The organism is Pelagibius sp. CAU 1746 (assembly GCF_039839785.1).
GTDB lineage: Bacteria > Pseudomonadota > Alphaproteobacteria > Kiloniellales > Kiloniellaceae > Pelagibius.
This window is the reverse complement of the sequence record NZ_JBDOQT010000001.1, coordinates 2,939,791-2,966,054: the sequence shown is the minus strand read 5'-3', so window position 1 is coordinate 2,966,054 and position 26,264 is coordinate 2,939,791. Positions and strand designations below refer to the sequence as shown.

General features: G+C 63.9%; 24 protein-coding genes. 20 read left to right on the top strand and 4 right to left on the bottom strand.

Features of this window, described 5'->3' with window-relative positions; translation table 11 throughout:
• Window positions 1-155 precede the first annotated feature (155 nt).
• Window positions 156-551, bottom strand: a complete 396-nt coding sequence (locus AAFN88_RS14130; protein WP_347520978.1) for a cytochrome c family protein — start codon at window positions 549-551, stop codon at window positions 156-158.
• Between the two features lie 282 nt (window positions 552-833).
• On the opposite strand from AAFN88_RS14130, the gene AAFN88_RS14125 reads away from it, so the two are divergent.
• The 9 genes from AAFN88_RS14125 (at window position 834) to AAFN88_RS14085 (ending at window position 7,877) form a co-directional block, all read left to right on the top strand.
• On the top strand, window positions 834-1,307 hold the full coding sequence (locus AAFN88_RS14125) for an SUF system Fe-S cluster assembly regulator (RefSeq protein ID WP_347520977.1): 474 nt from the start codon (window positions 834-836) through the stop codon (window positions 1,305-1,307).
• A gap of 47 nt (window positions 1,308-1,354) precedes the next feature.
• Window positions 1,355-2,806, top strand: a complete 1,452-nt coding sequence (sufB, locus tag AAFN88_RS14120) for a Fe-S cluster assembly protein SufB (protein ID WP_347520976.1) — start codon at window positions 1,355-1,357, stop codon at window positions 2,804-2,806.
• Window positions 2,807-2,818: 12 nt separating this feature from the next.
• Window positions 2,819-3,214, top strand: coding sequence for a hypothetical protein (locus tag AAFN88_RS14115; RefSeq protein ID WP_347520974.1), 396 nt, complete (start codon window positions 2,819-2,821; stop codon window positions 3,212-3,214).
• A gap of 5 nt (window positions 3,215-3,219) precedes the next feature.
• Window positions 3,220-3,972 (top strand): Fe-S cluster assembly ATPase SufC, encoded by a 753-nt coding sequence (gene sufC / locus AAFN88_RS14110; RefSeq protein WP_347520973.1) that lies wholly within the window; start codon window positions 3,220-3,222, stop codon window positions 3,970-3,972.
• An 8-nt stretch (window positions 3,973-3,980) separates the two neighbouring features.
• Entirely contained in the window at window positions 3,981-5,300 is a 1,320-nt protein-coding gene (gene sufD / locus AAFN88_RS14105) for a Fe-S cluster assembly protein SufD (protein WP_347520971.1), read from the top strand.
• A 2-nt stretch (window positions 5,301-5,302) separates the two neighbouring features.
• Entirely contained in the window at window positions 5,303-6,571 is a 1,269-nt protein-coding gene (locus AAFN88_RS14100; protein WP_347520969.1) for a cysteine desulfurase, read from the top strand.
• Window positions 6,571-7,041 (top strand): Fe-S cluster assembly sulfur transfer protein SufU, encoded by a 471-nt coding sequence (gene sufU, locus AAFN88_RS14095; RefSeq protein WP_347520968.1) that lies wholly within the window; start codon window positions 6,571-6,573, stop codon window positions 7,039-7,041. Before AAFN88_RS14100 ends, sufU begins: the two co-directional genes overlap by 1 nt.
• A 16-nt stretch (window positions 7,042-7,057) precedes the next feature.
• Complete coding sequence (locus tag AAFN88_RS14090) at window positions 7,058-7,459, top strand: SUF system Fe-S cluster assembly protein (protein WP_347520967.1); 402 nt, start codon at window positions 7,058-7,060, stop codon at window positions 7,457-7,459.
• 79 nt (window positions 7,460-7,538) lie between these two features.
• The gene (locus AAFN88_RS14085) at window positions 7,539-7,877 is read left to right on the top strand and encodes an iron-sulfur cluster assembly accessory protein (RefSeq protein ID WP_347520966.1); all 339 of its coding nucleotides are present in this window, start codon (window positions 7,539-7,541) and stop codon (window positions 7,875-7,877) included.
• A 7-nt stretch (window positions 7,878-7,884) separates the two neighbouring features.
• Here the strand turns inward: AAFN88_RS14085 and AAFN88_RS14080 are convergent, their stop codons facing one another.
• Entirely contained in the window at window positions 7,885-9,132 is a 1,248-nt protein-coding gene (locus AAFN88_RS14080; RefSeq protein ID WP_347520965.1) for a glycosyltransferase family 87 protein, read from the bottom strand.
• A 227-nt stretch (window positions 9,133-9,359) separates the two neighbouring features.
• Between AAFN88_RS14080 and AAFN88_RS14075 the strand changes: the two genes are divergently transcribed.
• The 11 genes from AAFN88_RS14075 to AAFN88_RS14025 all read left to right on the top strand — a co-directional run bounded on the left by AAFN88_RS14075 (window position 9,360) and on the right by AAFN88_RS14025 (window position 21,499).
• A complete protein-coding gene (locus tag AAFN88_RS14075) occupies window positions 9,360-11,210 on the top strand; it encodes a hypothetical protein (RefSeq protein WP_347520964.1) in 1,851 nt (616 codons plus the stop codon).
• Window positions 11,211-11,324: 114 nt separating this feature from the next.
• On the top strand, window positions 11,325-12,374 hold the full coding sequence (locus tag AAFN88_RS14070) for a glycosyltransferase family 2 protein (RefSeq protein ID WP_347521677.1): 1,050 nt from the start codon (window positions 11,325-11,327) through the stop codon (window positions 12,372-12,374).
• Between the two features lie 225 nt (window positions 12,375-12,599).
• Window positions 12,600-12,809 carry a Flp family type IVb pilin gene (locus AAFN88_RS14065; protein ID WP_347520963.1) on the top strand — a complete coding sequence of 70 codons (210 nt, stop codon included), beginning with the start codon at window positions 12,600-12,602 and terminating at the stop codon, window positions 12,807-12,809.
• Between the two features lie 153 nt (window positions 12,810-12,962).
• Entirely contained in the window at window positions 12,963-13,469 is a 507-nt protein-coding gene (locus tag AAFN88_RS14060) for a prepilin peptidase (RefSeq protein WP_347520962.1), read from the top strand.
• Window positions 13,470-13,565: 96 nt separating this feature from the next.
• On the top strand, window positions 13,566-14,459 hold the full coding sequence (gene cpaB / locus AAFN88_RS14055; protein ID WP_347520961.1) for a Flp pilus assembly protein CpaB: 894 nt from the start codon (window positions 13,566-13,568) through the stop codon (window positions 14,457-14,459).
• 14 nt (window positions 14,460-14,473) lie between these two features.
• Window positions 14,474-15,832, top strand: a complete 1,359-nt coding sequence (locus tag AAFN88_RS14050) for a type II and III secretion system protein family protein (RefSeq protein WP_347520960.1) — start codon at window positions 14,474-14,476, stop codon at window positions 15,830-15,832.
• A 10-nt stretch (window positions 15,833-15,842) separates the two neighbouring features.
• The gene (locus AAFN88_RS14045) at window positions 15,843-16,562 is read left to right on the top strand and encodes a CpaD family pilus assembly lipoprotein (RefSeq protein ID WP_347520959.1); all 720 of its coding nucleotides are present in this window, start codon (window positions 15,843-15,845) and stop codon (window positions 16,560-16,562) included.
• Window positions 16,562-17,872: a P-loop NTPase gene (locus AAFN88_RS14040; protein ID WP_347520958.1), complete on the top strand. Its 1,311-nt coding sequence runs from the start codon at window positions 16,562-16,564 to the stop codon at window positions 17,870-17,872. Before AAFN88_RS14045 ends, AAFN88_RS14040 begins: the two co-directional genes overlap by 1 nt.
• Before the next feature lie 5 nt (window positions 17,873-17,877).
• Complete coding sequence (locus tag AAFN88_RS14035) at window positions 17,878-19,521, top strand: CpaF family protein (RefSeq protein WP_347520957.1); 1,644 nt, start codon at window positions 17,878-17,880, stop codon at window positions 19,519-19,521.
• Window positions 19,518-20,528 carry a type II secretion system F family protein gene (locus tag AAFN88_RS14030; protein ID WP_347520956.1) on the top strand — a complete coding sequence of 337 codons (1,011 nt, stop codon included), beginning with the start codon at window positions 19,518-19,520 and terminating at the stop codon, window positions 20,526-20,528. The genes AAFN88_RS14035 and AAFN88_RS14030 overlap by 4 nt, the downstream gene beginning before the upstream one ends.
• Entirely contained in the window at window positions 20,525-21,499 is a 975-nt protein-coding gene (locus AAFN88_RS14025; RefSeq protein ID WP_347520955.1) for a type II secretion system F family protein, read from the top strand. Before AAFN88_RS14030 ends, AAFN88_RS14025 begins: the two co-directional genes overlap by 4 nt.
• A gap of 15 nt (window positions 21,500-21,514) precedes the next feature.
• On the opposite strand, the gene cls is transcribed toward AAFN88_RS14025, so the two are convergent.
• Window positions 21,515-22,963 (bottom strand): cardiolipin synthase, encoded by a 1,449-nt coding sequence (cls, locus tag AAFN88_RS14020; protein ID WP_347520954.1) that lies wholly within the window; start codon window positions 22,961-22,963, stop codon window positions 21,515-21,517.
• Window positions 22,964-22,991: 28 nt separating this feature from the next.
• A complete protein-coding gene (locus AAFN88_RS14015) occupies window positions 22,992-26,135 on the bottom strand; it encodes a PAS-domain containing protein (protein WP_347520953.1) in 3,144 nt (1,047 codons plus the stop codon).
• Window positions 26,136-26,264 lie beyond the last annotated feature (129 nt).

The window sequence follows — 26,264 nt, the reverse complement described above, 5'->3', positions numbered from 1 at the left end:
TCTGCGCAAGGACTCCCCCCAATACTTGTCTCCATGACTATAGGCACAAATCGAGGTTGAGCCCAAGAGGTCCGGCGGCTCCCGGCCTCGCCGAAACGCAAGAAGCCGGGCGCGAGCCCGGCTTCCGGCGGCTGATATCTGGCCGAAGCTGCGGCCTATTCGGATTTGCCGAACCGCTTCAGGTAGGCGATCACGTCGGCCCGCTCCTCTTCCTTCTTCAAGCCTGCGAAGGCCATCTTGGTCTTGTCGACGAGATCCTTGGGCTTTTCCAGAAACGCACTGAGATTGTCTTCGTCCCAGGTCTGGCCGTCGGCCCCGAAAGCCTCCATCGCCTTGGAGTACCGGAAACCCTCGACCGTGCCCGCCGTGCGTCCGACGACGTTGAAGAGCGAGGGACCGACCTTGTTCTTGCCCTCTTCGACGGCGTGGCAGGCTTTGCACTTCCTGAACACCTTCTCACCCTTTGCCGGGTCGCCATCGGCGAAAGCCGGGCCGGCAAGCGCAGCGGCAAGGATGATGGGAAGGATCGAAAGGGCACTCCTGACGCGCATGTCACTCTCCGGGTTCGTTTGTCCATCCTGCTTTGCGGAGCCCGTGGCTCTCGTCCGGGCGGATCAACCTATGGGAGACGGCGGCTCGAAGGCAAGTCCCCGGGGCCTGGTTGCGCGCCCGCCGCCGCGGCATAGCGGCCACGCGCGGCGGAAGCCAAGCGGCGCCGGGATATTGGGAATCGCAAAGGAATTTCTCCCTTTTTGGGTAAGGAAATCTCTTGATTCGCCGCGGAAATCATATACATAAATCCATACCATATTGGTATGAATTGAGGCGATGGCATGTTCCGCTTGAACCGGCTGACCGACTACGCCGTGGTCGTGATGTCCCAAATGGCCCTGCGCGGCGAGGAGACCCGTTCGGCGCAGCAAATCTCCGAAGATACCGGGGTGCCGCTGCCGACGGTGTCGAAGCTGCTGAATCTGCTGGGCCGCGCCAAGCTGGTCATCTCCCAGCGCGGCGCCAGTGGCGGCTACACCCTGAGTGCCGGGCCGGAGGAGATCACCGTGGCCCAGATCATCCAAGCCATGGAGGGCCCGATCGCGCTCACCGCCTGCGTCGACGGGGCCGAGGAATCCTGCGATGCGGAGTCCTTCTGCCCCATGCGCGGCAACTGGAACAAGGTCAACGGCGCGATCCGCCAGGCGCTGACCTCGGTCACGCTGGCCGACATGATGGTCTTCCCGCCGGCCTTCGGCATCGCGCCGGGCGTCGGCGACGACACCGGGGCGCCAAGCCCGGCGGGCAAGCAGTAATCGGAAGAATGCGGCACAAGCATTTGCCTTTGCAGGAGAGTGAGTAGATGGCAGCTACTGTCGAGACTGTCGAACAGGTCAGAGCCCTCGATAAGTACAAGTACGGCTTCGTCACCGACATCGAGGCGGAGACGGCACCCAAGGGCCTGAGCGAGGACATCGTCCGCTTCATTTCGGCCAAGAAGAACGAGCCGGAATGGTTGCTGGAATGGCGCCTCAAGGCCTACCGCCACTGGCTGACCATGCCGGAGCCGGAGTGGGCCAAGGTAAAGTTCCCGCCCATCGACTATCAGGATTCCTACTACTACTCCGCCCCCAAGGCGCCGGGCGACGGCCCGAAGAGCCTGGACGAGGTCGACCCCAAGCTGCTGGAGACCTACGAGAAGCTCGGCATCCCGCTCAGCGAGCAAAAGGTGCTGGCCGGCGTGGCGGTGGATGCCGTCTTCGACAGCGTCTCGGTGGCGACGACCTTCAAGAAAAACCTGGAAGAGGTCGGCGTCATCTTCTGCCCGATTTCCGAGGCGGTGAAGAACCACCCGGAGCTGGTGAAGAAGTACCTCGGCTCCGTGGTGCCCTACGGCGACAACAAGCACGCCTGCCTGAACTCGGCGGTCTTCACCGACGGCTCCTTCGTCTACATCCCCAAGGGCGTGCGCTGCCCCATGGAGCTGTCGACCTACTTCCGCATCAACGCCCAGAACACCGGCCAGTTCGAGCGCACGCTGATCATCGCCGACGAAGGTTCCTACGTTTCCTACCTGGAGGGCTGCACCGCCCCGCAGCGCGACGAGAACCAGCTCCACGCCGCGGTGGTGGAACTGATCGCCCTCGATGACGCCGAGATCAAGTACTCGACGGTGCAGAACTGGTACCCGGGCGACGAAGAGGGCAAGGGCGGCATCTACAACTTCGTCACTAAGCGCGGCGCCTGCCGCGGCCGCAACTCCAAGATCTCCTGGACCCAGGTGGAGACCGGCTCGGCCATCACCTGGAAGTATCCGAGCTGCATCCTGCAGGGCGATAACTCGGTGGGCGAGTTCTACTCCATCGCCATCACCAACAATCACCAGCAGGCCGACACCGGCACCAAGATGATCCACCTGGGCAAGAACACCCGCTCGCGCATCATCGCCAAGGGCATCTCCGCCGGGAAGTCGGACTCCACCTACCGCGGGCTGGTGCGCATCGGCGCCAGGGCCGAGGGCGCGCGCAACTTCACCCAGTGCGACTCCCTGCTGGTCGGCGACAAGTGCGGCGCCCACACGGTGCCCTACATCGAGAGCAAGAACCGCCGGGCCATCGTCGAGCACGAGGCGACGACCTCGCGCATCAGCGAGGACCAGCTGTTCTACTGCCGTCAGCGCGGCATGTCGCAGGAAGACGCCGTGGCCCTGGTGGTCAACGGCTTCTGCCGCGAGGTGCTGCAGCAGCTTCCCATGGAGTTCGCCGTGGAGGCCCAAAAGCTGGTCGGCATCTCCCTGGAAGGCAGCGTCGGCTAACCGGGTAGAGCCATGACAGAGGAAACCATCACGCTCTACAGGCCGACCGGGTCGAACGAGCTGGCCTTGGTCCGCGAAGCAGACTTCGCCGGCTTTCCGCCACGCCTGCCGGAACAGCCGATCTTCTACCCCGTGACCAACGAGGCCTACGCCAGTCAGATTGCGCGGGACTGGAACACCAAGACCGGCGACGGGCTCGGCTTCGTGACGCGCTTCGAAGTCCGCAAGGCCTTCCTCGACCAATTCGACCGCAAGGTGGTCGGCGGCGCGGAGCACGAAGAATACTGGATCCCGGCCGAGCGCCTGGACGAGTTCAACGCCAACATCGTTGGCAAGATCGAAGTGATCAGAGAGTTCACGCCCGCGGACCGCGAAGCGGCTGAGGGCAGGAAGACAGAGGACGCGTAGATTTCATGCTTGAGATCAAGAACCTGCACGCCACGGTGGACGGCAAGGAAATCCTCAAAGGGATCGACCTGACGGTCAATGCCGGCGAGATCCACGCCATCATGGGCCCCAACGGCTCGGGCAAGTCCACACTCTCCTACGTGCTGACCGGCCGCGAAGGCTACGAGGCCACCGAGGGCGAAGTCCTGTTCAAGGGACGGAACCTGCTGGATATGGAACCGGAGGAGCGCGCCGGCGCCGGCGTCTTCCTGGCCTTCCAGTACCCGGTGGAGATCCCCGGCGTGCCCAATACCACCTTCCTGAAAGAGGCGCTGAACTCGGTGCGCCGCGCCCGCGGCGAGGACGAGCTGGATGCCATGCAGTTCGTCAAGCTGGTGCGCGAGAAGACCAAGATGCTGCACATGAGCGACGACATGCTGAAGCGCGCCGTCAACGTCGGCTTTTCCGGCGGCGAGAAGAAGCGTAACGAGGCGCTGCAGATGGCGATTCTGGAGCCCAGCCTGGCGATCCTCGACGAGACGGACTCCGGGCTCGACATCGACGCGATGAAGACCGTGGCGGACTCGGTGAACCTGCTGCGCCGGCCCGACAACGCCCTGCTGGTTATCACCCACTATCAGCGCCTGCTGGATTACATCGTGCCGGACCACGTGCACGTGCTGGCGCACGGCCGCATCCAGAAGAGCGGCGGCAAGGAGCTGGCGCTGGAACTGGAGAAGAGCGGCTACGCCGCCTTCACCGAGACCGCGGCGGCCTAGAGACTGCGATGAGCACCGAGACCTTCACCGAACATTACGGCGCCCTGCGCGACGCCCTGCCCGGCCAGGACCTGCCCTGGCTGAGCCGCCTGCGCGCAGACGCCTTTGCGCGCTTCAGCGAGGCGGGGTTGCCGACGCCGCGCCAGGAGAGCTGGAAGTACACCAGCCTGCGCCCCATCGAGAAGGCGGGCTTTGGGGCCGACGGCGCGCCGCGCGCCTGCATCTCCATCGACCGCGCGCCCAGCTTGCTGCCTTCGGCCTCCGAGCACCACCGCCTGGTCTTCGTCGACGGCCACCACCGCGGCGACCTCTCGACCGTCGGCCCGCTACCCGCGGGCGCGGAGCTGACCACCCTGCGGAAGATTCTGGGGCGTGATCCGGCTTGGCTGGAAGCGCACCTCGGCGCCCGGGCACAGGATGACAGCCAGGCGCTGGTTGCGCTCAACACTGCCATGATGATGAACGGCTTCGTGCTGCGCCTCGCCAAGGGGACGGTGCTGCACGACCCCATCGAGATTGTGCACCTGGGCGGCGCCGGCGAAGGCCCGTTGGCCTACCACCCGCGCAACCTGGTAGTCCTGGAAGCGGGCAGCCAGGCAACGCTGATCGAGCACTACACTCATGTGGGCCGGCAGCCCTACTACACCAACAGCGGCACCGAGGTGACCCTGGCCGAAGGCGCGGCCCTGCATCACTACAAGCTGCAGGCCGATGCCCTGAACGCCTTCCACACCGCCACGGTCCATGCAGAGGTCGCCGCCGGCGCGCTCTACGACGCCTTCGGCATGACCACCGGCGCGCGCCTGTCGCGCAACGAGGTCGCCGTGCGCCTGGCCGGCGAGGAGGCCAACTGCCATCTGAACGGCGCCTACCTGGTGCGCGGCGAGCAGCACGTGGACAACACCACCAGGATCGACCACCTGGTGCCCAACACCGCCTGCAGCGAGATCTTCAAGGGCGTCATCGACGACAGCGCCCGCGCCGTTTTCCAGGGCAAGATCACCGTGCACCGCGACGCCCAGCACACCAACGGCCACCAGCTCTCCAAGGTGCTGCTGCTGTCCGACAAGGCGGAGATCGACGCCAAGCCGGAGCTGGAGATCTACGCCGACGACGTGGCCTGCAGCCACGGCGCCACGGCCGGCGATCTGGACCACAACGCCCTGTTCTACCTGCGCGCCCGAGGCATCCCGGAAAAGGCAGCGCGGGCCATGCTGATCGAGGCCTTCCTGGCCGAAAGCGTCCATAACATCGCCGCCCAAGGCCTCTGCCCGGCGTTGATGTCGTCCATCGGCCACTGGCTGGCCGGCCGCCGGGGAGATCTCTAGTCATGGCCACCGCCGAAACCCTGCGTACGCCCACCGCCGGCGACAACTCCGTCCTGGCCTTCGACGTGGAGCGCGTGCGTGCCGATTTCCCCGTCCTCAGCCAGAGCGTACACGGCAAGCCGTTGACATACCTGGACAGTGGCGCTTCAGCTCAAAAACCTGCCGCTGTTCTGGAGGCCATGGACGAGATCTACCGTACCTGCTACGCAAACGTACACCGTGGCGCCTACTACTTCAGCCAGCACCTGACCGACCGCTACGAAGGCGTACGTACGAAGGTGGCGCACCTGCTCAATGCCGCTTCCGACCAGGAAATCGTCTTCACCCGTAACGTCACCGAGGCCATCAACCTGGTGGCCCACAGCTTCGGCAACCGGCTTTCGGCCGGCGACGAGGTGGTGATCACGGAGATGGAGCACCACGCCAACATCGTGCCCTGGCAGTTGCTGCGCGACCGGGTCGGAATTAACTTGAAAGTAGTTCCGATTGCCGACGACGGCTCCTTCCGCCTCGACGCCTACGAAAGTATGCTTGGACCGAAAACCAGGCTGGTTGCGATCACCCACACTTCCAACGTGCTGGGCACCGTGACCCCGATGAAGGAGATCATCCGCCTGGCCCACAAGGCCGGTGCGCTGGTGCTGGTGGACGGCGCCCAGGCGGTGGTGCACAGCAAGGTCGACGTGCGCGACTTGGACGCGGACTTCTACGCCTTCACCGGCCACAAGCTCTACGGCCCCACGGCCATCGGCGTGCTCTACGGCAAAGCCGACCTGCTGAAGGAAATGCCGCCCTTCCTGGGCGGCGGCGACATGATCCGCTCGGTCAGCTTCGCCGAGACCACCTACGCCGATCCACCTCACCGCTTCGAGGCCGGCACCCCGCCCATCGTCGAGGCCATCGGCCTGGGCGCGGCCATCGACTACGTGAACGGCATCGGCATGGAGGCCATCTCGGCCCACGAGGCCGGCCTCCTCGCCTACGCCACCGAGCGCCTGAGCGCGGTCGAGGGACTGACCATCTACGGCACCGCCAAGGAAAAGGCGACCATCGTATCGTTCACGCTGGACGGCATTCACCCGCACGACATCGGCACCATCGTCGACCGCGAAGGCGTCGCCATCCGCGTCGGCCACCACTGCGCCCAGCCGCTGATGGACCGCTTCTGCATCCCCGCCACGGCGCGCGCCTCCATGGGCCTCTACAACACCACCGGCGACATCGACGTGCTGGTGCGGGCGCTGGAGAAGGTGAAGGAGCTCTTCGGGTAATGGACGACCTGCTGCGCGACCTCTACCAGGAAGTGATCCTCGATCACGGCAAGCACCCGCGCAACCTGCGCCACCCCGAGGACGCGAACCGCCAGGCGCGCGGCTATAACCCGCTGTGCGGCGACCAGGTGACCATCTACCTGGTGGAGGACGAGAACGGCCGCATCGCCGACGTGGCCTTCGAGGGCAAGGGCTGTGCCATCTCCATGGCCTCGGCCTCGATGATGACCGAGGTGCTGCGCGGCAAGACGGAGGCCGAGGCGCGCCGCCTCTTCGGCGACTTTCACCGCCTCTGCACCGAGGACGGCTTCACCCTGGAGCAGGCCGCCGCCGAGGACCGCGAAGCCCTGGAACGCCTGCAGGTGCTCTCCGGCGTGCGCGCGTTTCCGGTGCGGGTCAAATGCGCCACCCTCGCCTGGCACGCCATGACGGCGGCCCTGGATGGCGAAAACCAGGTGACGACGGAATAGAACAGGAAGCGAAACGATGAGCGATCATCCCCTAGGCATGGACACCTTCGGCCTCGGCGCCGCGCCCGAGGGGCTCACCGCCCGCGCCGGCGCGCCGCTGCAGCCCGGCCTACCCGTGGCCGGCAAGGAGCAGGTCGAGGACGCCATCCGGCAGGTCCACGACCCTGAGATCCCGGTGAACATCTACGACCTGGGCCTGATCTACACCCTGGACATCCACCAGGACGGCTCGGTGGCCATCGAGATGACCCTGACCGCCCCGGCCTGCCCGGTCGCCGGCGAAATGCCCCAGCAGGTCGCCGAGGCGGTGGCCGCCACCGAGGGCGTCGGCGAGGTGCAGGTGACGCTGACCTGGGACCCGCCCTGGACACCGGAGCGCATGTCCGAGGACGCCAAGCTGGCCTTGGGAATGTTCTAGGAAAATCAACATTGTGTGACCCCCTTTCACCGCCGGAAGGGACTCCTTATATTTCTTGGGTAGGAAACGGGTAAGACCAATGGCTATCGCGAACCTGATCACTCTGACCGACGCGGCCGCGGATCGCGTGAAGGCGCTCATCGCCAAGAGCGACGAGCCGGTGCTCGGCCTGCGCGTCGGCGTCAGCACCAAGGGCTGCTCGGGTATGAGCTACGTGGTCGAGTACGCCAAGGAGCAGCGCAAGCTGGAGGACGTTGTCGAGGACAAGGGCGTGAAGATCTTCATCGATCCCACCGCCGTCATGTTCCTGCTGGGCAGTGAAATGGACTACGTCGAGGACAAGTTCCACTGCGGCTTCGTCTTCACCAATCCCAACGAGAAGGGCCGCTGCGGCTGCGGCGAATCCTTCCACGTCTGAAGAGGAATCAGGAGGCCAACCTCTGGCTTGACTTCGCCCAGACGAAGCCGCGCCGGCTCTCCCCCTTCACCGCCCGGGCATTCCGGGCCAGCAAACAAACGAAGCAAGACAGCAAGATCAGCGCGCCGACCGGCAGGTGGACGGCATTGAGCCAGAACACGGTCGAAGGCAGGCTCCAGGTGGCGGCGAGCGCAATCCGCTCTCCCGGCAGGAAGCCATCACGCAAGCCCCGCAGCGTCACGAGCACCACTGCGAGCATCACCGCCGTCATGTCGTAGTCGAAGGCGTAGGGCGAAGCCAGGAACGCACCGACGGCGATAACGGCGAACTTCAGGTCGGCGTCCGTGGAACGCCGGAACACCCAGACCACGCCGGCCAAGGCAACTCCCGACATCAGGATCTGCGCCGCATTCCGCAGCAGGGGCTCGGCGTCGATCAGCCGCATCCCGATATAGGCCGACGGCATCATCTTCAGATAGGGCGCCGTGCGCTCCGTCAGGATCTCGGACTGAGTCGGGACAACCAATTCGAAGTACGCCTCCCAGGCCCCCCAGCCGAAGACCGCGATGCTGATCCCCACCAGCACCAGCGTGGTGAGTCCGGCCGCGGCGATGGCTGTCCACTGGCGGGCGGCCAAAAGTGCGAAAGGCAACAACAAGCCGAGTTGCGGCTTGATCGTGAGGATGCCGAACAGAATGCCGGCGAGGACCGGCCGCGGCCCGAGCAACCGCAGTCCGCCGATCAGCAGTGCGCCGGTGAGAAATCCGTTCTGACCGGAGGTCAAGCATTCGAAGGTCGCCGGCGCGGCGAGCAGCGCCACCGCCACGAGAGCGGCCTGCTGGCGGCCGCTTGCCGCGGCCCAGAGGTAAAGAAGCAAGAGAACCAGCGACCACGCCGCGAGGGCCCAAAGATACGACAGAGCCCCCAAGGGCCAGACCAGCAGCAGCATATGCGGCGGGTAGGACCAGTTGTAGTCGGTGACCTCATGGTCAAAAAGACGCTCCTGATAGGCATGGTAGAAGGATACGTCGAAGACCTGGGGAACCAGGCCGTCCAATACCGCGGAACCGGCCGTCCAGTAGTTCACGAAGTCCCGGCCGACAGGCCGCAGGGTGAAGTCGAAAAGCCCCTCTTCGAAGTAGGAGAAGTAATCGAAGGCGGCAAAGCCGCTGTAAGCGAGGGAGACCAGCAGCAGAAAGGCGCAGAGCAGCTTGTCGTTCCGGGCAGCGGCCGGACTTCCCAGGGCTTCCACCATATGCCGTCCGCCTTCTCTCGCGCTGCTCGTTCAACGGTCTTCCCGCCTTCGTTGCGCTTCGAGCGATGACGGAAATGGCCGTGCCTTGTTGCCGCCGATCGTAAGCACGAATAATTAAGAGCGCCTGAAACGTCAAAATTGTTCTTTGTTAATCATTATTTAGCGCGCACCTAGCAGCATGGCCGCGCGATCCCGCGCTTTGGCCTGTTCTTCTCGAGAGGCATCCAATGCCGAAGCATTCACCGCCTGTCCTGGCCAGAGGCAACACCCTGCTGGCCCTTATGGCCCTCGTCGCCTTCTGGGCGCTGACTCAAGGCGGCCTCGCCCTGCTCCGAGATGTTTCCCTGGCCGACTCCCAGTTGTCCGGACCGGACTCCTATATGCGCATGGTCCGCGTGACGGAGCTGTACGACAGCGGCGCATGGTTCGACGGCACCGTCGACCGCGCCAACGCTCCCCATGGCGACAGGCTGCATTGGACGCGGCCTTTCGATGTGCTCATCCTGACTCTCGCCCTGCCCTTCCAGCTGGTCATGGAAAGCGATAGAGCGCTTTACTTCGCCGGCTTGACGATTTCGCCCCTGCTTCAACTGGCAACGGCTTTTCTGCTGATCTGGGCGCTGCGTCCGGTGATCCGGCCCGAAACCTGGTTCCTCCCCGCCATCGCGCTGCTTCTGCAACCCGGTGCGGTGGCCTATTCCACCCTCGGGCGCGCCGATCACCACAGCCTGATGCTGCTCATGTTCGTGGTTGTCGCCGGCTTGATGCTGCGCGCGCTAAGCGACCCGCGCGACCGGCGCAGGGCCATGCTTGCCGGAGCCGCGGCGGGTTTCGGGATTTGGATCTCGGTCGAGTTTCTGCTGACCGCCGCCGTTTGCCTCGTCGCCCTGGGGGTGCCCTGGCTCTTCGGAGAGCGCGGGAGGGCACAGCAGAACCGCTCGTTCGCCCTCGGCATGAGCGGCGTTCTCCTGATCGCTCTCTTCGCCGAGCGCCCCTTGGGACACCTCTTCGACCCGAGTTACGATCAGGTCTCGAGCGCGCAGTATGTTCTCGGCGCCGGCGTCCTGCTGTTCTGGTCGGTGGTGGAAATGATCGAGAAGCGCCGAGGCACGATGGCGGGACTCGTCAACAGAGCCGCCATCGGCGGCGCAGGCGGCGGACTTATCGCGCTCCTGCTGATCTTCTTCTATCCGCTGTTCTTCGCCGGCCCGATGGCCGAAGTCGACCCCCGTATCGTCCCGATCTGGCTGGACCGCGTCGGGGAAATGCTTCCGTTGATGCCGGATGACCGCAAGAGCCTCGGTAAGCTCATTCTCTATCTCGGCGGCATCATTCTCGTCGCTGTGCCGTTCCTATGGGTGCTCTTGAGAGAACGAGGTACCCCGCGGTTCTTCATCTATCTGTTCGTCGCCCTTTGCTGCCTGGCTTTCGTGCTGGTTTCCCTGCAGCACATGCGGTTCGCCGGTTATGCGGAACTCGGTTTCCTCATGGCCTTCGCAATTGTCCTCGACCGCTTTCTGGTCGCGAGCGCCCGTGTCACCAATGACCTGGCCCGCGGCCTGCTGCGCGGAGGCGTCATCTCCGCGCTGCTGATCGCCCCCTTCCTGATCGGCGTCACGATCATGGCGGCACCTGCAACCGCCGATGACGCCGATGAAAAATCCGACAAGGGCTGCAGTGTCCGGGAAATCGCCGACTACCTGAAAACCGAACCGCGCTGGGCCGCGGCCCCACAGACCGTCCTGGCGTTCATGGATATCGGGCCCGAGCTTCTCTACCGCACGGACCACCGGGTCATCGGCACGCCCTATCATCGGAACGGCGAGGGTATTCTCGATGGCCACCGCTTGCTGGCCGGCGGGGACCTTGCTGCGGCCCGCAGCCTCTTCGAGGACCGCGGCGTGGACCTGGTTCTAATCTGCGGATCGAAGGCGGAACGGCTGTTCTATGCCCCGGCTGAGGGCGAGGACAACCTGTATCAACGCCTGGATCGCCGCGAGCCTCCTGACTGGCTGGCAGCCGTGGAACTGCCGGGCACACTACAGAATCATGCCCGCCTCTACCGGGTGCTGCGCTGAGTCAAGGGCGCCGCGGCCAAGCCGGCCGCCCGTTAGGGAAATCTTGAACCGGGCCTGCGACAGTAGCCTGCAGAAACCAAGGCGACAGCCTGGGAACCAGCAGGTATGCGCGAGATGTCACCAAATCCGGTCCATGAGCAGCTAAATGCCCTTGCCGAGGCTTGGCCGCGGGACGCAGTACGCGTCGCCGTACTGCTGCCCTGCTACAACGAGGAAGCGGCCATCGGGCAAGTCGTCCGGAGCTTCCGCGAGGCGCTGCCGGAAGCCGATATCTACGTCTACGACAATGCCTCTTCCGACCGGACCGGCGAAGTCGCAGCCCAGGCCGGCGCCCGGGTCGTGCGGGAAACCCTGCGCGGCAAAGGTAACGTCGTACGGCGCATGTTCGCCGATGTAGATGCCGACATCTACGTTCTGGCCGACGGTGACGACACCTACGACGCCGCTGCTGCGCCTAAGCTGATCGAAACGCTATGCCGCGAACAGCTCGACATGGTCAACGCCGCGCGCCGCAATACCAGCGACGAGGCCTATCGCCGCGGACACCGTTTCGGTAACCGCTTGTTTACCACGATGGTCAGCACGCTGTTCGGCAAACGCTTCGACGACATTCTCTCCGGCTATCGCGTGTTCTCGCGCCGCTTCGTGAAGTCCTTCCCCGCCCTCGCCCAAGGCTTCGAGATCGAGACTGAACTCACCGTTCATGCTTTGGAACTGCGCATGCCGGTCTGCGAGGTGCAAACCGCCTACAAGGAGCGCCCCGAAGGATCGGAAAGCAAGCTCAGCACCTTCAAGGACGGTTTTCGCATCCTGATGACCATCCTTCGCCTGACAAAAGAAGAGCGCCCCTTGCCGTTCTTTGCCGGAGCCGGCGCGATCCTGGCATTCTTCTCCATCCTTCTCGCCGTCCCCCTGCTGGCCACCTACATCGAAACCGGACTGGTGCCGCGGCTTCCAACGGCCGTCTTGGTCTGCGGCTTGATGATCCTCGCCTTTCTCAGTCTGGCCTGTGGCTTCATTCTCGATTCCGTCGCGCTCGGCCGGCGTGAATTGAAGCGCTTGCATTACCTGCATCTTCCCGCTCCCCCGCGCCTGGCCGCGCCAAAGCGGCAGTCGGAGCCTAGAGAAAGCGCCTCTTCTACGCCCGTTTCTTGCGCAGGATAAGTTCTTCCGACCGAGACAAGCTTTTGATTCTCAAAGCATACGGTAAAGTAAACCAAATTTTATCTAATTATACATCCAAATTAACAAAGTATTATTAGAATAACGCATTGCAATGATGTCTTTATTTCTAGATCTGAACAAAACAAAGCTTTCGCATTTTACTATTTGTTAATGCGATGAGCGGATTATCACACGTGGATATGCGTGCATTAGGAGGTCGCAATCATGTTCGAAACGATCAAGTCTTTTCTTTCTGACGAGTCTGGTGCTACGGCCATCGAGTATGGCCTGATCGCCGCCCTGGTGTCGGTGGCGGCTATCGCGGCCCTGCAGTCCCTTGGTGGGTCCCTGCAGAGCATCTTCGGCGTCGTGTCCAACGAGCTGAGCGATGCCGCCAACAACGCCACCGCTGCGCCGACTAGCCCCACCCCGTAATAGGGGCAGATCGGCGGCCCACCCGGGCCCGCCGTACTCGGCTTGAGGTGATAGGCCCGGGGCAATGCCCCGGGCCTATCTTCTTTCGGGCAGCCTGTGCGATTCCTGTGATATCGCGCGGGCCGCAGCGGAGTTTACCCGAAAGGTTGGGTGATGGACTTCTCCGACGCCACCGCGCGTTTCACGATTCTGGCGTTTTCCGGCCTGCTCATCGCCGCCGCGGCGAGCGATTGGCGGAACTTTACTGTGCCGAACCGCTACAGCCTGGCGATGGCGGCCTTGTATCCGTCTTACGTAATCGCTTCCGGTGGCGACATCGACTGGGTCGGTGCTCTCATCTATGCGGCTGTGGCTTTCGTGGCGGGGTTCTTGCTATTCACTTTGCGGCTCTGCGGTGGCGGTGACATAAAGCTCTTCGTGGCCGTCACCCTTTGGACCGGCCCCGCTTTGATGATGCCGATGGTGTTCTACACCAGCGTCGCCGGGGGACTTCTCGCCGCCGGCATGTGGCTGAACTTCAAAGTCAACCGCTCTGCCATGCCGGCGCACCTGGTCTACGCCTCGCGGAATACATCCTTCAGAAAGCAACCCATGCCCTATGCCGTCGCCATCGCCGTCGGCGGCCTTTTCGTGGCGCTGCAGCTCTTGGCGCGGGTCTAGAGCATGCGCCCGCGAGCCCACACCCTCACTGTTGCCGGAGCGACCGGCTTCGGCGCCAGGCCTTCCACGGCCGCCGGCGCCTCGGAGGACTGAACCATGTCACTCAGGACCATCATCCTCGTCGTTGCGGCGCTGCTGATCACCGTCGTCACGACCTTCGTGGCCCGCAGCTGGCTCGACGCCCAGCGCGCACAGCCCGTCGTCGTCGCCCAGCAGGCACCCGCCCCGCAAGGGGTCCAGGTCCTCGTGGCCAGCATCACCCTGCCGACCGGCGTGTTCATTCAGGAAGACCAGCTGCGGTGGCAGATCTGGCCCGATGACGATATTCCCGAAGAATACATCACGGACAAGGAATTCAAGATCGAGGACTTTTATGGCGCCGTCGTCCGCCGGGGGTTCACTCCGGGCGAGCCGGTCACTCCCAAGCGCGTCATCCGGCCGGGCGAGCGTGGCTTTCTGGCTGCGGTTCTGCGGCCCGGCTATCGGGCCATGGCAATCCGCGTGAACGCCACGTCCGGCGTCAGCGGCCTGGTTTTCCCTGGCGACCGGATTGACATCATTTTGACACATACCGTGGTCGATCGCACGGGCGCCGAGGCCATCGAGCGGAGGGCCAGCGAGACGGTACTGGAAAACGTCCGGGTGCTGGCCATCGACCAGATGGTCGACGAGGAAAAGAACGAGCCGATCTACGCTAAGAACTTCACCGTAGAAGTGACGCCAAAGCAGACGGAAATGCTCACCGTCGTGCGGGAGCTCGGCGCCTTGTCGATCAGTCTGCGCAGCCTGGCCAAGGACGAGGAGGAGCTCGAACGCCTCGCCACCTCCCAGGAGGATCCTCAGGACGAGCCGGACCCGGAGCGGGGCCACACCTACACCTGGGATAGCGAAGTCAGCCGTCTGGTCGGCATGCGTGACGGAAAGCAGGGCGGCAATAAGAAGGTTGTTAACATTACGCGTGGTAATGAGGTCCAGGAGCTACGCTTCTAGGAATGGGTATCGTTATGCGCATGATTTCAAGGCTTTGGCTTGCCGCCGCCATTGTGCTTTCGGCGAGTCTCCTGCCGCTGCCCGGACAGGCCGCCCTGCAGGGTCGGGCTGTGCCGACCAATGGCGACCCTATCGCCATCGAGATCGGCGAGGGCCAGCTGCTGCGGCTCGACCGCGGCATGGCCTCGGTTTTTATCGCCAACCCCGGCATCGCCGACGTCAGCGCCAAATCCGACCGCCTGCTCTACCTCTTCGGCAAGGCGGTCGGCACGACCACCCTCTTCGCCCTGGACAGCAATGACAACGTCATCGCCAACATCCAGGTCAACGTCACCCACAGCCTCAAGCGCCTGCAATCGGCGTTGACGGACCTGGTCCCCAACGGAACGGTCGTCGCCTCCTCGGTCGACGGCGCGATCATCCTCTCCGGCGCCGTCGAGACCGCTACCGAGTCCGAGAACGCGCGCCGTCTGGCCTCCCGCTTCGTCGGCGAGGGTGGCGAAGTGATCAACCGCCTCGCCGTCACGGCACCGAACCAGGTGAACCTGCGCGTACGCATCGCTGAGGTCTCCCGCGAGGTCATCAATCAGTTCGGCTTCAACTGGGACATCCTCTATGACGGCGCCTTTCAGTTCGGCTTGCAATCGTTTCCGCCGGTGGCCGGCGTCAACGCCATCTTCGGCGGCGGCAACATCGGTGACGTCTCGATTGACGGCCTGCTCGACGTCCTGGCCGACGACAACCTGGTGTCCATTCTGGCCGAACCGAACCTGACAGCCGTATCCGGCGAGACCGCCAGCTTCCTCGCCGGCGGCGAGTTCCCGATCCCGGTGTCGCAGGACGAAGACACCATCACCGTCGTCTTCAAGCAGTTCGGCGTCAGCCTGGCCTTCACGCCGACCTTGCTGGGCCGGAGCCGTGTTTCCATGAGGGTGCGCCCCGAAGTCAGTCAGCTTTCCACGGCGGTCCAGGTCGTCGCCGGCGGCCTGTCGATCCCTTCCCTGACGACGCGCCGCGCGGAGACCACGGTGGAACTTGCCTCGGGCCAAAGCTTCGCCATCGCCGGGCTCATCCTGGACAATACCCGTCAGGAGAATCACAAGATCCCTGGCTTGTCCGACCTGCCGATCCTCGGCGCGTTGTTCCAGAGCGACCGCTTCCAGCGCAACGAGACCGAATTGGTGATCATCGTCACCCCCTACATCGTGCGTCCGGTCGACGCCGAGCAGCTGCGCACGCCGGTCGATCCTTATCGCGCCGCCCCGCTCGCGAAGAACGACAAAGGCCCGACGCGCCGAACCGTGCCGGTCGACCCGGCGCAGGCGTCGAGCCTGGGCGGCGCGCAAAAGAACACCGGTTTCATCCTGGATTAGGGACTCCGCAATGCTGAGCCATAAGAAATCCGGCTTTACCGCCCTCTTCTGTCTGGCGCTCGCCACTGCTGGCTGCGCTGGCGACCCGGATCGCGATCCAGGCGCACAGAAGGTCGCCGACGCCATCAATTCCGTGTTCTACAACGGCAAGTGGCAGCAGGTTCCGGCGACGCCGGAAAACCAGGCAGAAACCATCATTTTCGAGCAGCGCGTTTCCTTCGACGACAGCGCAGCGGTCCTCGATCGCAGGGCGCGGCGCGCCATCGTGCGCCTGCTTGAGGAAGCGGCGCCGAATCCGAACAGCCTGATCAGCCTCAGCGTCGCCGGCAGCGGCAGCGCCCCGGCAACTTACGACCGCTTGACGCTGCAGCGCCTGGAGGCCGTCCGGCTGGCGCTGTCCGACCTTGGCTACCAAAGCACCCTGGCGAATACGGCGGAAGCCCGTGTCGGCGCCCTCGCGGACGACGAGGTGGGCCTGACGGTGACCAAAGTCATGGCCATCCTTCCGGACTGCAACCAGCCGCAACCCCTGGAACCGGACAGGCCGGACTTCACCCGAGGGTTCGGCTGCGCCAATGCCTATAACCTCGGCGTCATGGTCGCGGATCCGGCGGACTTGGAGCGCGGCCGCACGCTGGAGCCGGCAGACGCCGAACGGCATAGCGAGTCCATCCTGCGCTACCGCGTAGGCAAGGAGGACGAGCTTCAGGAAGAGGACACCGGTTCTTAATGAGCATGGCTGACCGCATCTTGGAACAGCACCCGGCCGAATCGATCGCCGCCGAATGTGTCGCCTTCGTCGGCGACAATCAGACGCACTCGGTCGTTGCCTCGGTGCTGAAGGAATACTTCGCAGAGCCGCTGGTTCGCGACGGCGGCCCGAATCAGGCGATCGAGTACCTGGGGGGGACCGTTTCACCCGCCCTGCTGATCGTCGACGTCTCCGAAGCCGTCTCGCCGCAAACCGCCATGTTGTCGCTCACTGCGGCGGTTCCGGACGGGACCAAGGTTATCGGGATCGGCAGCGTCAATGACATCGCGGTCTACCGCGAAATCGTCGACTCCGGCGCCAGCGACTATCTGGTGAAGCCGCTGACGGAGAAGGTCCTGGCGTCGGCGCTGAACCGCACTGAGGAGTCCCAGCAGAGCCATCATCAGAGCGAAAGCGTTCCCGAGCAGAAGGCGCGTATCGCGGTCATCGGCTCGCGCGGCGGGGTTGGCGCCAGTACGGTCGCCCTCAACATCGCCTGGATCCTCAGCGAAGAGCGTAAGTACAAGACGGCCCTGGTCGATCTGGATCTGGAATTCGGTACCATCGCCCTCGCCCTCGACCTGGAGCCGACCCGCGGCCTGCGTGAGGCGCTGGAGAACCCGGCGCGCGTCGACGGCCTGTTCATCGCCAGTGCGACCGCCAAGCTGACGGACCATCTTTCGATCATGGCGACCGAGGAGAACCTTACCTCCGAGGTCCAGTACAATCCCAATGCCGTGGACGCCCTTTTCGAGGCGCTGGGACGAATCAACGACAACATTGTCGTTGACGTCCCCCGCTCATCCTACTCCGTGCGGCGTCGGGTCTTCGAGGCGGCGACCGAGATCGTCCTGGTGACGGAGCTCTCTCTCGGCGGATTGCGCGACTCTCTGCGCCTGCTCCGCGGCATCCAGGAAGTGGCGCCGGACACGCCGCTGCGGGTCGTGGCCAACCGTGCCATGGGCCCCAAGCAGGCGATGCAACTGAAGGATTTTCAGAAGGCGCTGGAGCACAAGGTCGACCTGGTGTTGCCGGACGAGCCGAAGGTCTTCAACGCCGCAGCCAATACCGGCAAGCCTCTCGCCCAGACCAATTCCCGTGCGAAGGTCTGTAAGGCGCTGCGCAAGCTCGTCAGCGAGCTTCATCTGCCTGAGCAAGACGACGAGCAGGACAAGGCCAAAGGCAAAGCCAAGGGCAAGGTCAAGATGAAGCGCGGCAAGGCACCGGATAAGAAGACTGCCTCGCAAAAGAAGAAGCCGGGGCTTTTCGGCCTCTTTAAGAAGGGCTGACGGTCGTGGCGGGGGTTATCAACGAAGACAAGGCGCCCGCCGCGAGCGAGCAAGGGGTCTCGGACGAGAATCTAGAGGCCTATCGCCGGCAGCTCCAGCCCAAGGTTCTCTCCCTCATCGGGGACGACGACCTTTCGTCGATCCCGCGCCCCGAACTGGCGTTGCGGATCGGCAACCTGCTTACCTATGAGATCGAGCGCAGCGGCACCAAGCTTGGGCTGCTGCAGCGGCGCAAGCTGGTTACCGGCCTGATCGACTGGCTTCTGCAGTGCAATGCCATGCAGCCGGACGAACGCCAGGAGCTGATGAACAGCAGCACGGTCCCGGAAGCGCAACCCGGATCGGCCACGCCGCCCGAGGGTCACGACCGAGCCAAGGCGACATCTCATAGTCCCACCGTGACCGCCGCCAAGAACAAGGTCCATCCCCTGGTGATGGAGCGTCTCGACGTCTCGGCCGCCTCTCAATTGCCGCGGGAGGACCTGACCCGCCAAATCGGTGAGATCGTCCGGGAGATCGTCCTCGACGAGAAACTCAACCTCAACGCTCCCGAACAGCAGTCCATCGTCGACATCATGCTCGACGATATGCTGGGCCTGGGGCCGCTGGAGCCGCTGCTGGCCGACGAAGCCGTTACCGACATCATGGTCAATGGACCCAAGCAGGTCTATGTGGAGCGCCGTGGCAAGCTGGAGCTGACAGACGTCACCTTTCAGAACGACGAGCACGTTCTGAATATCGCCCGGCGCATCGTCTCGCAGATCGGGCGCCGCGTCGACGAAACGACGCCCCTTGTAGATGCCCGCCTGCTTGACGGCAGCCGCGTCAATATCATCATCCCTCCCCTGGCGATCGACGGACCTTCCATCTCGATCCGTAAGTTCTCCAAGAAAGGCATCACCTTGGACGTGATGCAGAGGCAGAATAACGTCTCTGCCGCGATGGCAACGGTCCTGAAGATCGCCGCGCGCAGCCGCCTCAACATCCTGATCTCCGGCGGCACCGGTTCGGGTAAGACGACGCTGCTGAATGCCATGTCTCAGTTGATCGATCCCGGCGAGCGGATCGTCACCATTGAAGACGCCGCCGAGCTTCAGCTCCAGCAGCCCCACGTGGTCCGGCTGGAAACCCGGCCGCCGAACCTGGAGGGCAGCGGCGAGATCACTATGCGGGACCTGGTGAAGAACTCCCTGCGTATGCGTCCCGATCGGATTATCCTGGGCGAGGTTCGCGGCGCTGAAGCCGTTGACATGCTACAAGCCATGAACACCGGCCACGACGGCTCCCTCGGAACGCTTCACGCCAACCGGCCGCGCGAGGCCATGACCCGCCTCGAGAACATGATCGGCCTAGCCGGTATCAACTTGCCGGCCAAGGCGGTGCGCACGCAGATCGCCTCCGCCGTCGATTTGATCGTCCAGGTCTCGCGCATGCGCGACGGTATGCGCCGCGTAACCCATGTGGAAGAGATCGTCGGCATGGAAGGCGAGATCATCACGACCCAAAACCTCTTCACCTATGAATTCCAGGGCGAAGGTAAGGACGGCCTGCTGCTGGGAAGCTACAAGTCCTCCGGCCTTCGACCCCACTTCACGCCCAAGGCCGCCTACTTCAGTCTTGATAAGCCGCTGCTCGAGGCCATGGGATGAACGTAGACCTTCCCATGCAGCTCGGCTCGGTGCCGATCGAGTGGGTGCTGATGAGCCTCCCGGCCCTCGGCGCGCTCGTGCTGTTCCTACTGGTCTTTGGGGGCGGCGGCGCGGCCAAGCAGACGCGGCGGCGCATCAATCGCGTCAGGGAAAGCAATGCCCCTCAGATGACGCCGGAGCAGATCATCTCGATCCGCCGTGCCACCGGCGAAAGCGGCATTCCGATCGTCGACAATCTCATCAAGCACCTCATTCCGCAACCTGAGAAACTTCGCCTGCGTCTGGCCAGCGCCGGCCTCAAAACCACGTTGGGAAACTACGTGCTGACGTCGATCCTGTTGGGATTATTCACCTTCGGTCTCTTGAAATTCACCAACACGGCGCCGCTTCTGTTGAGCGCGCTGGCCGGCCTGCTGGCCGCCGTGCTGCTGCCCCATGCTGTCGTCGGCTTCCTGCTGAGGCGCCGCCGGAACAAGTTCATCGCTAACTTCCCCGAGGCCATCGACCTCATGGTCCGCGGTTTGCGCTCCGGCCTGCCGATCACCGAATCGATCCGCACCGCCGGGGCCGAGATTATCGCACCCGTCGGGACGGAACTGCAGAATGTCACCGACTCCGTGCGCCTCGGCGCCAAGCTGGAGGAAGCGCTCTGGGAGACATCGCGCCGCCTGGACATTCAGGAGTTCAACTTCTTCACCATCGCCCTGGCGATCCAATCGGAGACCGGCGGCAATCTGGCAGAGACCCTGGCCAACCTCTCTGACGTGCTGCGCCGCCGCCGGCAGCTCAAACTGAAGATCAAGGCGCTGTCTTCCGAAGCCAAGGCCAGTGCCTATATCATCGGGTCCCTGCCCTTTATCATGGCGCTCCTCATCTATCTCATCAATCCGACCTACATCGCGGAGCTCTGGATCGACCCCCGCGGCATGTTCCTGGTCGGCATCGGCCTGACCAGCTTCGCCGTCGGCGCCGGCGTTATGTACAAGATGGTGAAGTTCGAGATATGACTTTCGACGATCTTCTGCCCCGCGGCATGTCGGTCGAGGACCTCTTGGTCGTCATGACTTCGCTGTCGGTGCTGGTCAGCATCCTCGCGGTATGGTTCGCCCTGCTGCACAGGGATACGGCGGCCAAGCGCGCCCTGCTGATCGCCAGACAGCGCCAGGACATGCGCGTCGGCGTCATGACGCCGCGCCGCCGCGAAGCCCACGTCGGCAGCATGACCTTCATGCGCCAGGTGGTCGAACGTCTGAAGGTTCTGCGCAGCGCCCAGGCCAACAAGGTGTCGGAGAAGCTCACCAAGGCCGGCTGGCGCAGCAAGGATGCCCTCGTCCGCTTCTTCTTCTTCAAATTCGCCCTGCCCTTCGTCAGCGGCGGCATCGCGGTGTTCATGCTCTATGGTTTGGACGCCTACCACCTTCAGCCCATAACCAAGGCGGCGACCGCTCTGGGCATCACGGTCCTGGGCGCCTACCTTCCGGACATTATGGTCTACAACCAGGCCTCCAAGCGGCGCGAGGCGATCCGCAAGTCCTTGCCCGACGCGCTCGACCTGATGGTCATCTGTGCGGAAGCGGGTCTCAGCCTGGACGCTACCCTGATGCGCGTTTCGGAGGAAATGGAGAAGACGTCGCCGGAGCTTTCTGACGAATTCGGCCTGACCGGCCTGGAGCTCGGTTTTCTGCCCGACCGCCGCACGGCCATGCAAAACATGGCCAAGCGATCCGACCTGTCGGTGCTGCGCGGCGTGGTCGGAACCTTGGTTCAGGCCGAACGCTACGGCACGCCTCTGGCTCAATCCCTACGGGTGCTTTCAGCGGAATCCCGTGAGGAGCGCGCCATGAAGGCGGAGGAAAAAGCAGCCCGGCTGCCCGCCCTGCTGACGGTGCCGATGATCGTCTTCATCCTGCCTCCGCTCTTCGTCGTCCTGATCGGTCCGGCCATCTTGCGGACGATCGACGCGCTCAGCAATATGTAGGCGCCGCCGCAGCGCCTACAGCACTGGCCCCAGCAGCCTGGACAGGCTGACTCCGATGCGGAACCAGATGGGTTGATCGTCCAATTCGCCGGCCGCGACCTTTCGACTTTGCGCGAAGTCCTCCAACAGCATCTTCTCGATCTGCAATGCGAAGCGGTGATCCCAGATCAGGATCGACAGCTCGAAATTCAGGCGGAAGGATCGATTGTCGAGGTTCGCCGTGCCGACCGACGCCAGGGTATCGTCAACCAGCAGGACCTTCTGATGGAGGAATCCGGGCTGATAGCGATAGATCTGGATCCCCACACGCTCGGCGGCCGGGTAGTAAGCAAAACCCGCCATATGCACGATCCGGTGTTCGGCCCGCCCGGGCAGCAAAAGACGAACCTCAACCCCGCGCAGGCGCGCCAGCTCCAAGGCAGCCATGATCTGTTCGTCCGGCGCGAAATAGGGACTGGCCAACCAGATCCGCTTCCTGGCGCTACGGATCGCCTCCAGGAAGAACAGCTCGCAGCTATCCTGCAAATCGGCCGGCCCTGTCGGCAGGGCCAGCACGGCGACATCGCTCTGCTGCGCAGCCTCGGTCTCCCAAGCCAGCTCCGGGACTTCTCGGGTAGCCCAAAACCAGTCCTCGACGAAGGAAAGCTGGACCGCCTGCACCACCGGCCCGAAAATCCGCAGATGAGTATCCCGCCAAGGCCCGTAGCTGACGTTCCGCCCCAGATATTCATCTCCAAAATTCAATCCGCCGACAAAAGCTTCGCGGCCGTCCACCACCAGGATCTTACGATGATTGCGGAAATTCAGTTGAAAACGGTTGACCGGCCCCTGGGTCGTCCCGAAAGGGGCAACTGTCGCGCCCGCATCCTGGAGTTCCCTGACATAGCTGCGCGGCAAACCATAGCTGCCGATCTCGTCGTAGAGCAGCAGGACCCGCAGGCCGTCTTGCGCCCGCCGGGCCAGGCGCGCCTTGAGATCCCTTCCCAGGTCGTCGTCGCGCAGCAGGTAGACTTGCAGCAGGACATAGGCGCGCGCCGCGTCGATAGCCGAGAACATGGTCCCATAGGCGGCCTCGCCGTTCTTCAAGATCTCCACTTCGTTGCCTCGGCAGAACGGCGTTCCGGCGAGTTTCTCGAAGACCGGCAACGACTCGGCCCCCTGTGGCAACGCGGCCCTGTGCTGCGACGCCAGGCGCTGCTGCAGGGTCGCTGCCACGTGGTGAATTTCCAGGTCGCCGGAGCGCCGGGCAGCGACGTAGCCGTGGAACTTACCACGCCCGAAAACCCAGTAGAGCGGCAGCGCGACATAAGGGAAGGTGACCAGCAGGATCGACCAAGCCACCGCCCCCTGCGCCGTGCGAGTGCGCATGGCGGCGTGCAGTGCAGAGGCGATACCGGACAGGTGTATGAATACCGCCAGTCCGCCAAGGCCCAGCGATAGGTTGTCCGCAAACCAGCCAGTCATCGATGCCTCAAAACCTGTCGCCCGACGTTCAGGACACCTGCGCCTCCGACACTGCGAAGTCTTCGAGGAGGTTACGCACGGCAAGTGCCAAGGCTTCCGGATCGACGGGCTTCTGAAGCGTCGGGAAGCCCTCTTCGGTGATCTCCCGCATCTCCTCCTCGCCCTGATCCGCGGTGACGATCAGGACCGGCACCATCCGCTTGCAGAGGACCCGCAACCGGCCGGCTGCGCGCACGCCGTTGCAGGCGTTGGGCAGGCGGTAGTCGGCGATAATCAGGTCGAAGGCGTCGGGTGCGGCGGCCACGATGTCGGCCGCGGCGTCGTAGTCGCCCGCCGCCGCCACCCGGCATCCCCAGGACTCGAGCGCACGGACCATGCCTTTTCGCACTTGGCGGTCATCGTCGATAACCAGCACCGTGGCGTTCGACTTTACCCCCGCGCGGTCCCGCTTGCCGCTCCTGTGAGACAAAGCGACCGACTTCCCAGTCAGGTCCAGCTGTACCGCAAACACACTTCCCTGGCCACGCACCGAATGCAGGAAGATTTCATGCCCCAGGGTGCTGGCCAGACGCCTGACGATGGAGAGACCAAGTCCGATCCCCCGCCGGCGTTCGCGTGCCGGGTTGTCGAGCTGGTGGAACTCCTCGAAAATTCTCTGCCGCTCTCCCTCCGGGATTCCCAGTCCCGTATCCCAAACCTCGATACGCAGCTTGTCGTTTCTGCGCCGGCAGCCGAGCAGCACCCGGCCCGCCGGGGTATATCGCACCGCGTTGGAGAGCAGGTTCCCGAGAATTCGTTCCAACAGGTTGGGATCGCTATAGACGACCTGGCTGGACGGCACCATCTTCAGTTCCAGGCCGCGTTCGCGCGCCTGCGGTCCATAGACCCGGACCATACGATCCAGGAGCTGCTGCACAGGAAACTGCATGAAACGGCATTCCAGCTTGCCGCTTTCCAGCTCCGAGACATCTTGCATGGCATTGAGCAGACGTCCCGCCGCGTTGGACGCTTCTCGCAGGTCACTGATGATACCGTGGGTTTCGTCATCGTCGGCAGTAGCCGCCAGCGCCGCGACGAAAAGCTCGATGGCATGCAGCGGTTGCCGCAGGTCGTGGCTGGCCGCCGCGAGGAACCGCGTCTTGGCCTGGTTTGCCTGCTCGGCGATTTCCCGCGCCCGCTTGAGCTCGGTGATATCGGTAGAGACGCTGGCCACGCCGCCGTCGTGGGTGCGGCGCTCCGTCATCTGGTAGACGCGCCCGTCGTGCCAAGCGATCTCGAAATCGCCTTCCGCGGCGTGGTGGGCGCGCAGGCGCCGCTGCATCCACGCCTCCTTCTCCGCCTCGCCGGCCAAGCCGGTAACGCACCCCTGGTCGACGTTCACGCGGGCGATCTCTTCGAACGTGGCACCAGGGTAGATATGTCTTCCGTCGCCGATGGCACGGTTGCGATAGGTTTGATTGCAGAGCACCAAACGGTCGTCGGCATCGAAAAGAGCAAAGCCGCCGGAGATCGACTCGATGGCGTCGATCAGGCGTTCCTCCGCCGCCTCGGCCCGCTGCCGCGCCCGCACCTCGGCGCTCTCGTCCTCCGCCACGCCGCGGTAGCCCCTGAAGCGGCCCGTACGGTCGTAGAAAGGCTTCCCGTTGATGCGCCAGTAGAAACGTTCCCCCTCCTTGCTGACGAAAACCGTGCGCAGGTCCTTGATCGACCGCCGCCTCTCGAGCCTCTCGCGCAGCCGGCGCCAATACCCTTCGTCCTCGGCATCGGCGGCGAAAAGCTCCCAGAGGGTCCGGCCCGTCGCTTCGCTCGCCATGGGGCGTGAGCGCCCGGCCTCGGTCTGGACGTCCAGGAAGGAACACAGGCGCAGGCTTTCGTCCATCTCCCAGAAACCGCCGGGGCCCGATTGAGCAAAGTCCTTGAAGCGCTGCTCGCTCTCCTTCAAGGCATCCTCCGCCGCGACCTGTTCGGTCACGTCGAAACGAATACCGATGAAGCCGCCGGTCTCCAGTGGATGGTTGCGCGCCTCGATCCATCGCCCTTCGCTGGTCTTGGTACGGAAGGTTGGATGCTTACCGAAGACATGGGCGACCGCGGCATCGCCGATGCCGTTCAGTTCATCGAAGCCCGCCAAGACCGCAAACTGGTCGCGCTCGAAAGCCAGTTTCATCAGATCGGCATAAGCGGCGCCGGCTTTGAGCGCACCGGCCAACTTCGGATACAGATCACGGTACTTTTGATTGCAGAGCACCAGGCGGCCTTCGCTGTCAAACCAGACGAAGCCGTCCGTCATGCTCTTGATCGCTTCTGACAGCAGCGCCTTGGAGTGCGCCGCCTCCCGCTCGCTGCGCGCCAAGGCCCGCTCAGCCTCCTTGCGCTCGGTTATGTCCGTGCAGATGGTGCCGATGCCCTGCAGCTCGCCACCGGCGCCGATGAGAGGAAACTTGACGGTGAAACCTTCGACGACGCCTTGGCGCAGGGGAATGGTCTCCTCATAGGCCAAGGGCTTGCCCGTCGACAGCACGATGTTATCGGCTTCGGTAACCTTCTCCGCCCAACCCGGATCGACCCCGACATCGATGGGCAACTTGCCTTTGATCTCTGCGTTGGTGACCCCGTAAACCTCTTCGAACCGCTTGCTGACCTGAACGTAGCGGCCCTGGGCATCCTTCAGGCAGATATCGACGGGGGAATATTCGAAGATCGCAGCCAGGCGGTCGGAGCTGTCACGTGGCGTTTCGCTCTCGTGATCTGTCTGCGCCCGAACCGTCAGGGTGGCACTCCAGTACCCGCCTTCGTCCGCCGGCAGCGGCAAGGGGGTCCATTGACAGGCTGCAGCGACGGCCCCCACCCCCGGCACGGCCAGGGTCAGGGTTTCGGTAAAAGCCTCGCCGGCGCCGAACCGGCCGCTCACGCGGCGCTGCTCCAGATCGGATCGCGCCGCCGCCAGGTCGCCCAGGTAGCTTGGAAGGACGGACGGAAACCGGCCGGCAAACAAGCGCTCAAAGGCGCCGTTGCCATAGAGGAGTTCCGGCTCAGCCGCGCCGCCGCGCCACAGGCCCAGAGCCACGGGGACAGGAAGGTGTTCAAAGGCGCTGCCGGTCAGGCCGCCCAGATCAACACCACCCTCAGGCGACCGTGCATCCTCCGGTCCCTGCCGTTTCAGACCATCCATAGAGCCGTCCTACTCTCGCAGTCTGGCAAGATTATAGCGGCAAATCCCCCTAATACACCGGGGATTCCGCCTCCAAGTTGCTGGTATACCGGCATCTTGTCGCCTTAAGGTCCTGCTAACCATACTCAA

Excerpts from the sequence above, each read along its gene's own strand:
- AAFN88_RS14130 (WP_347520978.1), bottom strand. The coding sequence starts at position 551 with ATGCGCGTCAGGAGTGCCCTTTCGATCCTTCCCATCATCCTTGCCGCT.
- AAFN88_RS14050 (WP_347520960.1), top strand. The coding sequence starts at position 14,474 with ATGCGCATGATTTCAAGGCTTTGGCTTGCCGCCGCCATTGTGCTTTCG.
- AAFN88_RS14040 (WP_347520958.1), top strand. The coding sequence starts at position 16,562 with ATGAGCATGGCTGACCGCATCTTGGAACAGCACCCGGCCGAATCGATC.
- sufC (WP_347520973.1), top strand. The coding sequence starts at position 3,220 with ATGCTTGAGATCAAGAACCTGCACGCCACGGTGGACGGCAAGGAAATC.
- sufB (WP_347520976.1), top strand. The coding sequence starts at position 1,355 with ATGGCAGCTACTGTCGAGACTGTCGAACAGGTCAGAGCCCTCGATAAG.
- AAFN88_RS14125 (WP_347520977.1), top strand. The coding sequence starts at position 834 with ATGTTCCGCTTGAACCGGCTGACCGACTACGCCGTGGTCGTGATGTCC.
- cpaB (WP_347520961.1), top strand. The coding sequence starts at position 13,566 with ATGTCACTCAGGACCATCATCCTCGTCGTTGCGGCGCTGCTGATCACC.
- AAFN88_RS14085 (WP_347520966.1), top strand. The coding sequence starts at position 7,539 with ATGGCTATCGCGAACCTGATCACTCTGACCGACGCGGCCGCGGATCGC.
- cls (WP_347520954.1), bottom strand. The coding sequence starts at position 22,963 with ATGACTGGCTGGTTTGCGGACAACCTATCGCTGGGCCTTGGCGGACTG.
- AAFN88_RS14045 (WP_347520959.1), top strand. The coding sequence starts at position 15,843 with ATGCTGAGCCATAAGAAATCCGGCTTTACCGCCCTCTTCTGTCTGGCG.
- AAFN88_RS14080 (WP_347520965.1), bottom strand. The coding sequence starts at position 9,132 with ATGGTGGAAGCCCTGGGAAGTCCGGCCGCTGCCCGGAACGACAAGCTG.
- AAFN88_RS14075 (WP_347520964.1), top strand. The coding sequence starts at position 9,360 with ATGCCGAAGCATTCACCGCCTGTCCTGGCCAGAGGCAACACCCTGCTG.
- sufD (WP_347520971.1), top strand. The coding sequence starts at position 3,981 with ATGAGCACCGAGACCTTCACCGAACATTACGGCGCCCTGCGCGACGCC.
- sufU (WP_347520968.1), top strand. The coding sequence starts at position 6,571 with ATGGACGACCTGCTGCGCGACCTCTACCAGGAAGTGATCCTCGATCAC.
- AAFN88_RS14090 (WP_347520967.1), top strand. The coding sequence starts at position 7,058 with ATGAGCGATCATCCCCTAGGCATGGACACCTTCGGCCTCGGCGCCGCG.
- AAFN88_RS14115 (WP_347520974.1), top strand. The coding sequence starts at position 2,819 with ATGACAGAGGAAACCATCACGCTCTACAGGCCGACCGGGTCGAACGAG.
- AAFN88_RS14060 (WP_347520962.1), top strand. The coding sequence starts at position 12,963 with ATGGACTTCTCCGACGCCACCGCGCGTTTCACGATTCTGGCGTTTTCC.
- AAFN88_RS14065 (WP_347520963.1), top strand. The coding sequence starts at position 12,600 with ATGTTCGAAACGATCAAGTCTTTTCTTTCTGACGAGTCTGGTGCTACG.
- AAFN88_RS14070 (WP_347521677.1), top strand. The coding sequence starts at position 11,325 with ATGTCACCAAATCCGGTCCATGAGCAGCTAAATGCCCTTGCCGAGGCT.
- AAFN88_RS14025 (WP_347520955.1), top strand. The coding sequence starts at position 20,525 with ATGACTTTCGACGATCTTCTGCCCCGCGGCATGTCGGTCGAGGACCTC.
- AAFN88_RS14100 (WP_347520969.1), top strand. The coding sequence starts at position 5,303 with ATGGCCACCGCCGAAACCCTGCGTACGCCCACCGCCGGCGACAACTCC.
- AAFN88_RS14015 (WP_347520953.1), bottom strand. The coding sequence starts at position 26,135 with ATGGATGGTCTGAAACGGCAGGGACCGGAGGATGCACGGTCGCCTGAG.
- AAFN88_RS14030 (WP_347520956.1), top strand. The coding sequence starts at position 19,518 with ATGAACGTAGACCTTCCCATGCAGCTCGGCTCGGTGCCGATCGAGTGG.